Genomic DNA, 13,409 nt, shown 5'->3' with positions numbered 1-13,409 from the left:
CACGAATGAGAGCTGCGCAAACGGAGTGAGGAGTGGGAAGGGACGGGTGAGGACCGGGGTCAGGAGAGCAGGGAGCGGCCGATGATCTCCTTCATGATCTCCGTGGTGCCGCCGTAGATCGTCTGGATACGGCCGTCCGTGAACGCCTTCGCGACCCGGTACTCACTCATGTAGCCGTATCCGCCGTGCAGCTGGAGGCAGCGGTCGGCGACGCGTTTCTGCAGCTCCGTGGCCCACCACTTGGCCATCGACGCATGCACGGCGTCGAGCTCCCCGTTCGAGTGATCGACGATGCAGCGGTCGAGGAACGTGCGGGTGACGGCGCACTCGGTGGCCATCTCGGCGATCTCGAAACGGATGTGCTGGAGCTTCGCGAGCGAGCGCCCGAACGCCTCGCGCTCCTTCACGTACTGCGTGGTGATCTCCAGCAGGTACTCGGCCGCCGCGATCCCGGCGACCGCGATGTTCAGCCGCTCCTGGGCGAGATTGGTCATCAGATGGAGGAAGGCGCCGTGGAGATCACCGAGCAGGTTCTCCTTCGGGACGCGTACGTCGGTGAAGAAGAGCTCCGCCGTGTCCTGCGCCTTCTGGCCGATCTTGTCGAGGTTGCGGCCGCGCTCGAAGCCCTCCATGCCGCGCTCGACGACGAGCAGCGACAGTCCCTTGGCCCCGCCCTCGGGGGTCGTCTTCGCGACGACGATCACCAGGTCGGCGAGGATGCCGTTGGAGATGAACGTCTTGGAGCCGTTGAGCAGCCAGTGGTCGCCGCGGTCCTCCGCGGTGGTGCGGATGCCCTGGAGGTCGGAGCCGGCGCCCGGCTCGGTCATCGCGATGGCCGTGATGATCTCGCCGCTGCAGAAGCCGGGCAGCCAGCGCCGCTTCTGCTCCTCGGTGGCGAGCGAGGTGAGATACGGGCCGATGATGTCGTTGTGCAGCCCGATGGCGAGCCCGGCGGCACCGGCCCGGGCGAACTCCTCGGCGAGCACGGCGCTGTAGCGGAAGTCGGCGTTCCCGCCTCCGCCGTACTCCTCGGGCACGGCGAGCCCGAGGAGCCCCTGCCTGCCCGCCGCCAGCCAGGCGGCGCGCGAGACGATGCCGTCCTTCTCCCACTGCTCGTAGTGCGGCAGCACCTCCTTGGCGAGGAAGGTCCGGACGGTCTCGCGGAACGCGTCGTGCTCGGCGCCGAAGATCTGTCGTTCCATTCCGACTGTTCCCCTCATTCCGTTCATTCCCTTCACTGCTCCCCGCCCTGCTGCCGGATGCTCGGCACGTCCCAGTCGCGCGCCACCTCTTCCGTGTCGGCGCCCGGCTGCGCGGGCGGGCGTCGCACGGAACCCGGCGTCTCGGAGAACCGCGGCGCGGGGGCCGGCTGGGTGATCCCGCCGTGGTGGACGAAGGTGCCCCGCGCGGCGAGATGCGGATGGGACGGGGCTTCGCGCAGTGACAGCACGGGCGCGACGCACGCGTCGGAGCCCTCGAAGACCGCCGTCCACTCCTCGCGCGTCTTCGTACGGAAGCGGTCGGCCACGACCTGGCGCAGCTCGCCCCAGCGGGCGAAGTCCTTGCGGGCCGGAGCCTCGTCCTTGATGCCGAGCAGCTCGACGAACTCGTTGTAGAACTGCTGCTCGAGCGGCCCGACCGCCATGTACTGCCCGTCGGCGGTCTCGTAGTTCCCGTAGAAGGGGCAGCCGCCGTCCAGGAGGTTCGCGCCGCGGCGGTCCTGCCAGCCGCCCGCCGCCATCATCCCGTGGATCATCGTGGCGAGATGCGCGGCCCCGTCGACGATGGCCGCGTCCACGACCTGGCCGGTACCGCCGGGGGTGCGGGCGTGCTGCAGTGCGGCCAGCACGCCGATGACGAGATAGAGCGAACCGCCCGCGTAATCGCCGACGAGGTTGGCGGGTACGGCGGGCGGCTCGTCGGGCTTGCCGATCATGCCGAGGGTGCCGGTGACGGCGATGTACGCGATGTCGTGTCCGGCCCGCTGGGCGAGCGGCCCCTCCTGGCCCCAGCCGGTCATCCGTCCGTACACCAGCCGCGGGTTGCGGGCGTGGCACTCCTTGGGTCCGATGCCGAGCCGCTCGGCGACGCCGGGGCGGTACCCCTCGATCAGCACATCGGCGCGCTCGACCAGGTCCAGGACCTGCTCGGGCCCGCCGTCGGTCTTCAGATCGACGAGCACGGACCGCTTGCTGCGGTTGGTGAGGTCGTACGCCGGGTCGATCGCGAGTCCCGCACCGCCGGGGCGGTCGACCCTCACGACATCGGCGCCGAGGTCGGCGAGCAGCATGGCGGCGAACGGACCGGGTCCGATTCCCGCCAGTTCGACCACGCGAACTCCGGCCAGCGGACCGCTCGGCGGACCGTTCCCTGTCGCTGCCATCAAGCCCCCAGCACTATGACACAACTGATGTAACATCAGTGATGTTAAGAATGCGTTCCACTCCGCACAAGCCCTTCAGGCGAGCAAGCGCTTGGTTTTCTCGCCGGTGACAGTAGAGTCTGCTCGCCGGATCCGAGAACGGAGACTCCATGCGTATACCCCGCCCCGTCCGCGTCGCATCGCTCGTCGCACTTCCGGCGGCACTGCTGATCTCCTGCTCGTCCGTGGACGGTGCCGAGCCCGGCGGCGTCACGGACAGCCCGACGGCAGCCGCGGCTCCCACGGCGGCGGACGAGGCGCCGCCGGTCGACGCGGCCACGGTGGTGCCCACACCCGGACCCGAAAAGGTCCGCGACGCGTTCGCCGGACTCCAGGCCACGCTCGACGACAGCTGCACGACCGAGGGAAACTGCGCGTATGTCCTCGGGCGCGTGTACGACGAGTTGGAAGGGCTGGACGCCGCGATGAAGGCCGATCCCAAGGGCCCCGGGCACTTCCCCGAGCCCATCGCCTGGATCGCGGAGCTGCACAGGACCATCGGCGCGGACCGGAGCTACCCGAACCTCAAGAAGCACAAGGCGGAACTCCTGGGCACACGCGACCGGATCAACGTCTGGATGCAGGACCACCCCGACGACTACCGGTGACCTCGGGGATCTGGACGCGTGCGCGTCGTCGTCAAGTCCGCGTCGCCGCCAGTGCGCGTCGTCGTCAGCGCGCGTCCAGCTCCGCGATCAGCTTCTTCGTGGCGATGGTGCGGTAGCTCTCCTCGACCCAGTCGCAGAGCACGCCGGCACTGGGAGCGCCCTTCGGGGCCAGGGGAATCTGCACCCAGCCGGCCTTCCCCAGGCCGTATCCCGACGGCTCGGCACCCGGGCAGGACAGGGCGTGCGCATGCATCGCCTCGTCCTTCAGCTTGACCCCGATGCCGAGCGGATAGCTGCCGTCGTCCGTGCCCAGGAAGACGAAGATCTTCTTGTTGACCTTCACGACGGTGTCGCCCCACGGGAATTCCTCGCCTGCGCCCGGCAGACCCAGGGCAAAGGACCGCACCTTCTCCCATTTCGCCAGGGCCGCCTTCGGTGGTGCCGCCATCCCGCTCCTCCCGGTCGCACGGTCCGTCCGCTCTCACGCTAGCCTCGCCCAGCGACATCGGCGCGGGGCCACCAGGTGGAGGGGTCATTGAACAGGCAGAACGGACCGGAGCGGCCGTACGACATCGTGCTCTTCGGAGCCACCGGCTTCGTCGGGACGCTCACCGCGGAGTACCTCGCGACGCATGCGCCCAAGGACTGCCGCTGGGCCGTCGCCGGGCGCAGCGCGGCCAAGCTGGAGCGGCTGCGCGAGCGGCTCGCCACGATCGATCCGGCCTGTTCCGAGCTGCCGCTGCTCGTCGCCGACGCCTCGCACCCGGACTCGCTGCGCGAACTCGCCGAGTCCACCCGTGTCGTCGCCACGACCGTCGGTCCGTATGTCTGGTACGGGGAGCCGCTGGTCGCCGCCTGCGCCGAGGCCGGGACCGACTACGCCGACCTCACCGGTGAGCCGGAGTTCGTGGACACGATGTTCGTACGCCACGACGCGCGCGCCCGCGAGACCGGGGCCCGGCTCGTGCATGCCTGCGGATTCGACTCCGTACCGCACGACCTGGGGGCGTACTTCACGGTCCAGCAGCTTCCGGAGGACGTGCCGCTGCGGGTCGACGGCTTCGTCAGCGGTGTCGGGATGTTCTCCGGCGGTACGTTCGCGTCCGCCGTCACCGCGATGGGCCGGCAGCGCGAGGCCGTGCGGGCGGCGCGGGAGCGGCGGCTGCACGAGCCGCGGCTGGTGGGCCGCAGGGCCCGGGCTCCGCTCGGAACGCCCCGGTTCAGCAGGGAGACCGGCACCTGGGCGCTGCCGCTCCCGACGCTGGACCCGCGGATAGTGGCGCGGTCGGCGGCAGGGCTCAAGCGGTACGGTCCCGACTTCCAGTACCGGCACTACGCGTCGGTCAGGACGCTCCCGGTGGCACTCGGCGGCCCCGCGGCGCTCGGGGCCCTCGCGGCACTGGCCCAGCTCCCGCCCGCCCGCGAGTGGCTGATGGCCCGCTACGAGCCGGGCCGCGGGCCCAGCGCGGAACAGCGAGAACGGAGCTGGTTCAAGGTCCGCTTCGTCGGCGAGGGCGGGGGGCACCGGGTCTTCACGGAGGTGTCGGGCGGTGACCCCGGCTACGGCGAGACGGCGAAGATGCTCGCGGAGTCGGTCCTCAGCCTCGCATTCGACGAACTCCCCGCGACGGCAGGCCAGGTCACCACGGCTGTCGCCCTGGGCGACGCGCTGATCGCCCGGCTGCGCGCCGCGGGCATCGTCTTCCGGGTGGCGGACGCGCGGTAGGGGTGTGCGGCGGGGGGCGAGGGCGTCGCGCCTGCGGCGGGCCTTCTCCCCGCCCCGACTCATCTCGAACCGGCGCTCTGCCCCAGCCCCCGCAAGGCCTTCGGTGGCCGCGCCGTGTTCGGCGCCGGGCTGCCGCTCACCGCGAGCGGGCTGCTCGCCCTCGCCCTCGCCCTCGGGGCACTCCTACGCAGCACCGCGCTCGGCGTCGTCCTTGCCGTGACAGGCCCCGTGTCCGAGGGCTTCGCCCCCGAAACCCCGTGCCTCAATCGGCCGCCGAGGCTCCTACGGGGCCCGTCCGGCACCAGAGAACAGCCACGCGGGCCCACCGGACGGTGCCGACAGACCGGGTCGCGCAGCCCCAGTTCGAAAAGGGGCGGGGCAGGGCCGGGTCGAGTCGATGTGCGGCTCCGCCGCGTGGGCCCCCGCGCAGCAGCCGCGGACCCCGCACACGACGCCTAGTCCATCCCCCATCGGGCGATCGTGTACACCATCGAACCCAGCCACACGACCCCGATCACCAGCGCACCGAACAACACGGCGTTCACGCCCCGCTCGACGGGCCGGAAGTCGGCAGAGGCGGCGGAGGCGGCGCGGTGCTTGGGGATGGCTCGGTGTGTCGTCATACGGCCAGCCTGCCGATCATGAAGCGCGGCAGGCATCCGTACGGCTACTCAGATCGCCGCACTCCGCTACTCATGTCACCGTCGCCTCCCGCAGCACACGCCGGCACAGCGCGTCCGCACGCCGCGTGGACTCGGGCAGACGGAAGCGGGGAGCGAGGGCGAGCGTGTGCGCGCAGGCGTTGTCGAGCGAGACGCGGTGGCCGACCGAGACGTACACCGGCTTGACGCCGGCCTGGGTGCGCAGCGCCCTGCCGAGTTCCTCGCCGTCGTCCGCGAGGAGCGGCGAGACGTCCCCGCGCCGGTCGCCCGGCGGGTCGGCGGTGAAGGTGAAGGGGTTCTTGGCGACGCCGATCACCGGCAGTCCGGTGAGGACGCCGAGGTGGCTGGCGAGTCCGAAACGGCGGGGGTGGGCGCGGCCGTAACCGTCGCAGACGACGAGCCCGGGGCCGGCCTTCAGGGACTCCAGCGCGGCCAGCACGGTCGGGATCTCACGGAAGGCGAGGAGCCCCGGTATGTAGGGGAATGCGACCTTGCCGACCGCGGTGGCCTCCTCGACGACGGCGAGCGTGCGGGCATCGAGGACGACGGCGGCCGCGACGACGACGTCGCGTTCGTCGTCGTAGGCCACGTCCACTCCGGCGACCAGGCCGCTGCCGGGCGGCGGCCCGGGCTCGTCGAGTACGACGCGGGCGCGCAGCTCGTCCTGGACGGCGCGGGCCTCGGTCGCATCGGCGGGTGTCCTGATGGTGGTCATGGTGACCCCCACCTTAGACACCCGGCTAACCTGCCGATCATGTTCGTACTGGAATTGACCTACACCGCACCCGTCGAGCGCGTCGACGAACTCCTCGAGGCGCATGTGGCCTGGCTGGACGCCCTGTACGAGGACGGTGTCGTGCTCGCGTCCGGCCGCAAGAACCCGCGCGACGGCGGGGTCCTGCTGGCCGTCGGGGACGACCGCGCGCGGATCGAGGAGATCGCGGCGGCCGACCCCTTCGTCACCGGCGGGGTGTGCGCGTACCGGATCACGGAGTTCATCGCGACGAAGACCGCGCCGGCGCTGGAGCCGTACCGGCAGCAGCTGCCTGCGCGGAACTCCTAGAACTCCAGCCGGGCGATCCTGCCCTTCTCGCCCGAGGCCCAGCAGCCGAAGTCGGCCGTGCAGTCGACGGTGTCGAACGACCCGGTGTCGACGGTCCGCCAGCTGCGGCCGCCGTCCGTCGTCAGGTCCGTGCCGGTGGGGCCGACGGCAAGCGCGGCGGACCGGCTGTGCGGGAGCCAGGTGACTCCCGAGCGGTAGGCGGGCGGCGGGGTCGTCGCCTGCCGCCAGCTGCGACCGCCGTCCCGGGTCACCGCACCGGCCTGCGGGGACGCCTGGCCGGCCCGGTAGTCGCCGCCGACGGCGAGGCCGTGCGTGCGATCGCGGAAGGCGAGGCCGAACACGCCGCGGGCCGGGTCGCCGGCCGGGACGGTCGACTCGGCGGCTGTCCAGTGCAGTCCGCGGTCCGCGGAATGCAGGACGCGCGCGGTGGCGCCGCCTCCGGTCGCCAGCCAGACGTCCTTGGGGCCGGAGCTGACCAGGCACTGGCCGCTCGCCGCGAAGCCCGCCTCGCCGGGCTGGGCGGGCGGCATCCCCTCGCTCGGTAGCACCTTCCAGGACTTGCCGCCGTCGCCGGTCGACAGGATCCGGTACTTCCCGTCGACCGGATCGCTCATCGCGAGGCCGTGGCTGCTGTCGAAGAAGGTGATGCAGTCGTAGAAGGCCTTCGGATCGGTGTTGCGGAAGGACTCGGTCCAGGTCGCCCCGCCGTCGCCGGTGCGCAATACACGGGATGCCTCGCCCTCGCCGATGGCCAGGACGACGGCACGTCTGCCGTCGAAGGCCTCGATGTCCCGGAACTCCATCTCACCGGCGCCCGGCGGGGAGACGTTCCGCCAGCTCCTGCCGCCGTCGGTGGTGCGGAGCACCGTGCCCTTGGAACCCGCGGCCCACGCGGTGTCCCGGGTGACGGCGGCGAGCCCCCGGAACCGCACCTCCGTGCCGGTCTGCTTGAGCTCCCAGTGCGGTTGCCACCGCTCGCCGGCCTGCGCCGTGCCCGGGGCGGCGAGGGCCGCGGCAAGCGCCGCCCCGCACAGTCCCACCGACACCGTTCGTCTCGTCTTCCCCATGGACGTCATGGCGCGCGAACGTAGCCCACCACCGGCACCCGGTCCAGACCGCGTCCTGGGCCGGCCACACCGCCTCCGGCGGTGACGCAGCTCACTGCCCCGGCCTTTCCCGCCGATGCACGGATTTCGCCGTTCCACCGTCTTCCTCTGTGCGTGGAGACGTCGCCGCGCCGTAGCGAAGAGAGGGAGCGGGTCTTGTCCACCGTCATCGAGCAGGCCGTGCAGGCCCGTCTGGTCGCATCCGCGCCGCAGATGGAATCCGTGCCGGCGACCCTCCGCTACGACCCTGCGGATCCGTTCGCCGTCAGCATGGATTTCCCTCCTCCGGCCACCCTGGAGGGCACCCAGGTGTCCTGGGCGTTCTCGCGCGAGCTGCTCGCGGAGGGCATGGAGGCGCCGACGGGACTGGGTGACGTGCGGGTTCGGCCGTACGGATACGACCGCACGGTTCTGGAGTTCCACGCTCCCGAGGGCACCGCGATGATCCACGTCCGCTCCTCCGAGCTGCGGCGTTTCCTCGAGCGGGCGCAGGGGCTGATTCCTGCGGGCTGCGAGCACCTCCACCTCGACCTCGACGGGGACCTCGCCGAGCTGTTGCGCGACGCCTGCTGAGTAATTCGTTTGCCCCTGGCCCTGCCCGGGCGTACTTTCGATGACGGCCCTGTTGTCGTTGATCGGAGAAGGACATTGCTCGTCTGAGGTCTTGAGACACTGTGTGTCGCGGCATCTCCCGCGCGCCCGTGTGCGACCTCGGCGTACGAGCCGTCCCGTCCCTCCGGACCAGGGCCTTTGTGCTGTCCCGAGCTGTCCCGACCGGTGTCACCGGTGTCTCACCCGTTGCTCTCACCCCTTCCACCGCAACAGGGAGACCACCATGTCTACGCTCCCCACCTCCGTCACCTGCACCTCCCTCTCCTTCTCCTGGCCGGACGGCACCCCGGTCTTCGAGGACTTCCAGCTCGCCGCCGGCCCCGGCAGGACCGGCCTGGTCGGCCTCAACGGCTCCGGGAAATCGACGCTGCTGCGCCTGATCGCGGGCGAGCTCACGCCCACCGGCGGCTCCGTGCGGGTCGCGGGCGAAGTCGGGTACCTGCCGCAGAATCTGGTGCTCGACACGGCCCTGCGCGTGGACGAGGCGCTCGGCGTGGCCGCCACCCGCGCCGCGTTGCACGCCATCGAGGCGGGCGATGTGCGCGAGGAGCACTTCACGGCGGTCGGCGACGACTGGGACGTCGAGGAGCGCGCACGCGCCACGCTCGATCAGCTCGGCCTCGGGCACATCGACCTGGACCGGACCATCGGCGAGATGTCGGGCGGCGAGTGCGTCCTGCTGCGGCTCGCGGCGCTGCTGCTGGCCCGCCCGGAGGTGCTGCTGCTCGACGAGCCGACCAACAATCTGGATCTGTACGCGCGGGGTCGGCTGTACGACGCGGTCCAGGCCTGGTCCGGGGTGATGGTCGTGGTCAGCCACGACCGTGAACTCCTGGAGCGGGTCGACCAGATCGCCGATCTGCGGGACGGCGAGGTCGCCTGGTACGGCGGCGCCTACTCGGCGTACGAGGAGGCGCTCGCCGTCGAGCAGCAGGCCGCCGAGCGCATGGTCCGCGTCGCGGAGGCCGATGTGCAGCGGCAGAAGCGTGAACTGGCCGATGCCCAGGTGAAGCTGGCCCGTCGCAAGCGGTACGGGCAGAAGATGTTCGACAGCAAGCGTGAGCCGAAGATCGTGATGGGTGCGCGCAAACGGGAGGCCCAGGTCTCCGCCGGCAAGCACCGCATCATGCACACCGAGAAGCTGGAGGAGGCGAGGGAGCGGCTCGACGCGGCGGTCGAGGCGGTGCGCGACGACGACGAGATCCGCGTCGAGCTGCCGTACACCAAGGTCCATCCGGGCCGCGGCGTACTGCGGCTCTCCGGTGTGGAGCTGCTCCACGGGGGGCGGGTCGCGGGCGAGTTCGAGCTGCGCGGCCCGGAGCGGATCGCGCTCGTCGGGCGGAACGGCGCGGGCAAGACGACGCTGTTGCGCACGATCGCCGGGCAGTTGGAGCCGGTCGCGGGAGAGGTGACGGCCGAGGTGCCGTTGCGCTTCCTGCCGCAGCGGCTGGACGTGCTCGACGACGGGCTGAGCGTGGCGGAGAACGTGGCCCGGTTCGCACCCGCGGCGACGGACAACGCGATCCGGGCGCGGCTGGCGCGTTTCCTGTTCAAGGGGGCGCGGGCGGACCGTGCGGCCGGAACCCTGTCCGGCGGGGAGCGGTTCCGTGCCGCGCTGGCGGCGCTGCTGCTCGCCGAGCCGGCTCCCCAGCTGCTGATGCTGGACGAGCCGACGAACAATCTGGACATGGCGAGTGTGCGCAGTCTGACGGCCGCGCTGGAGGCGTACGAAGGTGCGCTGATCGTGGCGAGCCACGATGTGCGGTTCCTGGAGGCGCTCGGAATCACGCGCTGGCTGCTGCTCGACGGCGAGTTGCTGCCCACGACGGCCGACGAGGTGCGCCGGACACTGACGGAGGAGGAGCACTGACAAGGCAGCGGTGATCCCCGGGGTATCCGGGTGACCCCCGAGTGGGTCTTTACGGCACCGGGCAGGTACGGCTAATGATGGGCGCCGTCATCCCCCGAGGATGGGCGCCGTCATCCCCCGAGCCCGCTCAGGAGACCCCGTGCCGAGCAGAAAAGCCCTGATCCGACGCCCGAGCCCGCGCCTGGCCGAGGGCCTGGTCACCCATGTCGAGCGCCGCCCCGTCGACACGGAGGCGGCGCTCGCCCAGTGGGAGGCGTACGCGGACGCCCTGCGCGAACACGGCTGGGAGACCGTGGAGACCGAGCCCGCCGACGACTGCCCGGACGGGGTCTTCGTCGAGGACACGGTGGTGATGTTCCGGAACGTGGCGCTCATCGCCAGGTCCGGAGCCGAGTCCCGCAGACCGGAGACCACGGCCGTCGAGGAGTCGCTGGCCCGGCTGGGCTGCTCGGTGAACTGGGTGTGGGAGCCGGGCACGCTCGACGGCGGGGATGTGCTCAAGATCGGCGACACGGTGTACGTGGGCCGCGGCGGGCGGACCAATGCGGCGGGCGTCCAGCAGCTCCGGGCGGCGTTCGAGCCGCTGGGCGCGCGCGTGGTCCCCGTACCCGTGTCGAAGGTGCTGCACCTGAAGTCGGCGGTGACCGCACTGCCGGACGGGACCGTGATCGGGTACGAGCCATTGGTGGAGCAGCCGTCCCTCTTTCCGCGGTTCCTGCCGGTGCCGGAGGAGCCCGGGGCGCACGTGGTGCTGCTGGGTGGCGGAAAGCTGCTGATGGCGGCGAGTGCACCCAAGACGGCGGAGCTGTTCAAGGATCTCGGTTATGTCCCGGTTCTCGTGGACATCAGCGAGTTCGAGAAGCTCGAAGGCTGCGTGACCTGCCTCTCGGTGCGCCTCCGGGACCTCCATACATAACCGGACGTTACGGGACATGACGAGGCCAGGCTTGGCCCACGGCTTACCTGGCCTTTAACCTACGGTTTCGTAACCTACGAGGCCGTAGGTAATCCGCCTTCCCCAGGCCATCCGGCGGAGCGCCCACGGCCTCGGCGCTGCATGCGTCCCCCGATATGTTTCCGCGTCCCCAGGAGCACCCGTGACGATCACCTCTCCCCACCTCGGCAGTTCGGAAGCGTGGACCGACGCCCGGCTGCTGTACGCGCTGGAAGAGGTCGTGGAGAAGGAGCTCAACCGGCATCTCAAGGTCGTCAAGGACTGGATGCCGCACGAGTACGTTCCGTGGGCGGACGGGCGGAACTTCCCCGGTCTCTTCGAGGACGGCGAGCCCTGGGAGCCCGGCCAGTCCAAGGTCACCGACATCGGCAGGATCGCCCTCGTCGTGAACCTGCTCACCGAGGACAACCTGCCGAGCTACCACCACGAGATCGCGACGCTCTTCGGCCGTGACGGCGCCTGGGGCACCTGGGTGCACCGCTGGACCGCGGAGGAGGGCCGGCACGGCATCGTGATGCGCGACTACCTGCTCGCCTCGCGTGCCGTCGACCCGGACAAGCTGGAGCAGTTCCGCATGGCGCACATGTCGGAGGGCTTCGAGTCCGACAACCGCCACTCGATGCTGCACTCCGTGGCGTACGTCGCCTTCCAGGAGCTGGCGACGCGCATCTCGCACCGCAACACCGGGCATCAGTCGGGCGACCCGGTCTGCGACCGGATGCTGGCGCGGATCGCCACCGACGAGAACCTGCACATGGTCTTCTACCGGAACCTGCTGGGCGCCGCCTTCGAGCTCGCCCCGGATCTGACGATGCAGGCCGTGCGCGACGTCGTGGTCAACTTCCGGATGCCCGGGCACGGCATGCCGGGCTTCGAGCGGGCTGCGGCGCAGATGGCGATCGGCGAGATCTACAACCTGCGCATCCACCACGACGACGTGCTGCAGCCGGTGCTGCGGTTCCTGAAGGTCCTGGAGATCGACGGGCTCGGCCCCGAGGGCCTGCAGGCGCAGGAGGAACTGGGCCTGTACATGGGCGGACTGGACACAGAGGCCAGCAAGTTCGACGAGAAGCTCGCGGCGCGCAAGGCGCGGTTGGCGGCGCGCGCGGCGGGCTGACGCACGCGGCGGACCCAGGCGACAGGCCGGCGTACGCAGCCCAGGCTGCGGGCCGGCCCACGCGGCGGCCTGATCTACGCCAGGGGACCGACGCGGCGGCCTGATGTACGCGCGGGCACCGACGCGGCGACGGGGCAGGCAACGGGGCGCCCGCACGGCCGGAAGCGGCCGTACGGGCGCCCCGGCACCTCGGGGCGCTGGGGGTTCCTGCCCCGGGGACCCGGAGGATGCTCCCGGCCACTCCGGTGCGGAAGGGATGATTCCGCAGGGCGGGGCCTTTATGCAGGTGAGCGTCCCCGTACGCTGTGCCGCGTGAAGCCTGTGACCCGTATCCTCCTCGTGGCCGCGCCCGTCGCGATAGCCCTGTCCGTCGTCATCGGCGGAGGCGGCGAGTCGGACGTGCCGCTCGCCGACCGGCCGAACGTGGCGTCGCAGGCGCCGAGCCGCGCCCCGAACCCCCTGAAGGCGGGCTCGACGTCGGAACAGAAGGCGCTGGAGGCCCGCATCGCGAAGCTGCCGCCGGGCCTCGCCGACCCCGCGAAGAAGGAGATCGCCGCGCGGCTCGTGTCCAGCGCGGACAACTCCACGCTCGACTGGCGCGGCCAGTACGACGCGATCGAGGACCACGGCGACGGCAACGGCTACACCGCCGGAGTGGTCGGCTTCTGCTCCGGCACGAACGACATGCTCCAGCTGGTCGAGTCGTACACCACCGCCCACCCGGACAACGGACTCGCCCGCTACCTGCCCGCCCTCCGCAAGGTCGACGGCACCGACTCCCACGAGGGCCTCGACCCCGGGTTCACGGACGCCTGGGCGCGGGAGGCGCAGAAGCCCTCCTTCCGGACGGCCCAGGACGAGGCCCGGGACCGGATCTACTTCGACCCGGCCGTCCAGCTCGCGAAGATGGACGGCCTCGGCACGCTCGGCCAGTTCATCTACTACGACGCCATGGTGCTGCACGGCCCCGGCCTGGAGGCCGACGGCTTCTACGGCATCCGGCAGGCCGCGATGGACAAGGCGAAGACGGCGGCGGAGGGCGGCGAGGAGAAGGCGTACCTCAACGCCTTCCTCGATGCGGGCCGGGCCGTCATGCTGACCAGGCTCACCCGGTCCGAGCGCGACACGTCCCGTATCGACACCGAGCAGCGGGTGTTCCTCCGGAACGGGAACACGGAGCTGGCCGCGCCGCTGGAGTGGCGTACGAACGGGGAGACGTTCCGCATCCCGGCGAACTGACCGTCCGCCGGGGCGACGCTGCCGCTGCG

The 13,409-nt window shown here is 71.2% G+C and carries 14 protein-coding genes; 8 read left to right on the top strand and 6 right to left on the bottom strand.

All coding sequences use genetic code 11. The annotated features are described in order from the left end of the window. Window positions 1–59: 59 nt before the first annotated feature. Entirely contained in the window at window positions 60–1,202 is a 1,143-nt protein-coding gene (locus tag ACWCP0_RS22145) for an acyl-CoA dehydrogenase family protein (RefSeq protein ID WP_451080518.1), read from the bottom strand. Between the two features lie 32 nt (window positions 1,203–1,234). Beyond that, window positions 1,235–2,383, bottom strand: coding sequence for a CaiB/BaiF CoA transferase family protein (locus ACWCP0_RS22140; RefSeq protein WP_451080517.1), 1,149 nt, complete (start codon window positions 2,381–2,383; stop codon window positions 1,235–1,237). A 149-nt stretch (window positions 2,384–2,532) separates the two neighbouring features. Here ACWCP0_RS22140 and ACWCP0_RS22135 point away from each other — a divergent pair, with 149 nt between their 5' ends. After that, window positions 2,533–3,030 carry a hypothetical protein gene (locus ACWCP0_RS22135; protein WP_451080516.1) on the top strand — a complete coding sequence of 166 codons (498 nt, stop codon included), beginning with the start codon at window positions 2,533–2,535 and terminating at the stop codon, window positions 3,028–3,030. A gap of 64 nt (window positions 3,031–3,094) precedes the next feature. On the opposite strand, the gene ACWCP0_RS22130 is transcribed toward ACWCP0_RS22135, so the two are convergent. Further along, entirely contained in the window at window positions 3,095–3,478 is a 384-nt protein-coding gene (locus ACWCP0_RS22130) for an MmcQ/YjbR family DNA-binding protein (protein WP_451080515.1), read from the bottom strand. A gap of 87 nt (window positions 3,479–3,565) precedes the next feature. Between ACWCP0_RS22130 and ACWCP0_RS22125 the strand changes: the two genes are divergently transcribed. Next, window positions 3,566–4,756, top strand: coding sequence for a saccharopine dehydrogenase family protein (locus ACWCP0_RS22125; RefSeq protein ID WP_451080514.1), 1,191 nt, complete (start codon window positions 3,566–3,568; stop codon window positions 4,754–4,756). Between the two features lie 455 nt (window positions 4,757–5,211). On the opposite strand, the gene mmpA is transcribed toward ACWCP0_RS22125, so the two are convergent. Next, complete coding sequence (gene mmpA, locus ACWCP0_RS22120; RefSeq protein ID WP_451080513.1) at window positions 5,212–5,379, bottom strand: morphogenic membrane protein MmpA; 168 nt, start codon at window positions 5,377–5,379, stop codon at window positions 5,212–5,214. Window positions 5,380–5,449: 70 nt separating this feature from the next. Next, window positions 5,450–6,133, bottom strand: coding sequence for an endonuclease V (locus ACWCP0_RS22115; protein WP_451080512.1), 684 nt, complete (start codon window positions 6,131–6,133; stop codon window positions 5,450–5,452). A gap of 39 nt (window positions 6,134–6,172) precedes the next feature. Here ACWCP0_RS22115 and ACWCP0_RS22110 point away from each other — a divergent pair, with 39 nt between their 5' ends. Next, the gene (locus tag ACWCP0_RS22110) at window positions 6,173–6,481 is read left to right on the top strand and encodes a YciI family protein (protein WP_451080511.1); all 309 of its coding nucleotides are present in this window, start codon (window positions 6,173–6,175) and stop codon (window positions 6,479–6,481) included. On the opposite strand, the gene ACWCP0_RS22105 is transcribed toward ACWCP0_RS22110, so the two are convergent. Continuing rightward, window positions 6,478–7,557, bottom strand: coding sequence for a WD40/YVTN/BNR-like repeat-containing protein (locus ACWCP0_RS22105; RefSeq protein ID WP_451080510.1), 1,080 nt, complete (start codon window positions 7,555–7,557; stop codon window positions 6,478–6,480). The two genes, ACWCP0_RS22110 and ACWCP0_RS22105, sit on opposite strands and share 4 nt — an antisense overlap. A 186-nt stretch (window positions 7,558–7,743) precedes the next feature. Here ACWCP0_RS22105 and ACWCP0_RS22100 point away from each other — a divergent pair, with 186 nt between their 5' ends. The 5 genes from ACWCP0_RS22100 to ACWCP0_RS22080 all read left to right on the top strand — a co-directional run bounded on the left by ACWCP0_RS22100 (window position 7,744) and on the right by ACWCP0_RS22080 (window position 13,380). After that, window positions 7,744–8,160: an SsgA family sporulation/cell division regulator gene (locus ACWCP0_RS22100; protein ID WP_451080509.1), complete on the top strand. Its 417-nt coding sequence runs from the start codon at window positions 7,744–7,746 to the stop codon at window positions 8,158–8,160. A gap of 262 nt (window positions 8,161–8,422) precedes the next feature. Beyond that, entirely contained in the window at window positions 8,423–10,069 is a 1,647-nt protein-coding gene (locus ACWCP0_RS22095; RefSeq protein WP_451080508.1) for an ABC-F family ATP-binding cassette domain-containing protein, read from the top strand. 139 nt (window positions 10,070–10,208) lie between these two features. Further along, on the top strand, window positions 10,209–10,985 hold the full coding sequence (gene ddaH, locus ACWCP0_RS22090) for a dimethylargininase (RefSeq protein WP_451080507.1): 777 nt from the start codon (window positions 10,209–10,211) through the stop codon (window positions 10,983–10,985). 181 nt (window positions 10,986–11,166) lie between these two features. Further along, a complete protein-coding gene (locus tag ACWCP0_RS22085) occupies window positions 11,167–12,141 on the top strand; it encodes an acyl-ACP desaturase (RefSeq protein WP_451080506.1) in 975 nt (324 codons plus the stop codon). Window positions 12,142–12,462: 321 nt separating this feature from the next. Further along, window positions 12,463–13,380: a chitosanase gene (locus tag ACWCP0_RS22080; RefSeq protein ID WP_451080596.1), complete on the top strand. Its 918-nt coding sequence runs from the start codon at window positions 12,463–12,465 to the stop codon at window positions 13,378–13,380. The last annotated feature ends 29 nt before the right edge of the window (window positions 13,381–13,409 follow it).

It is taken from the genome of Streptomyces sp. NPDC001970 (assembly GCF_053594115.1).
The sequence above is the reverse complement of the archived record's forward strand: the minus strand, read 5'-3'. Positions and strand labels throughout refer to the sequence as shown.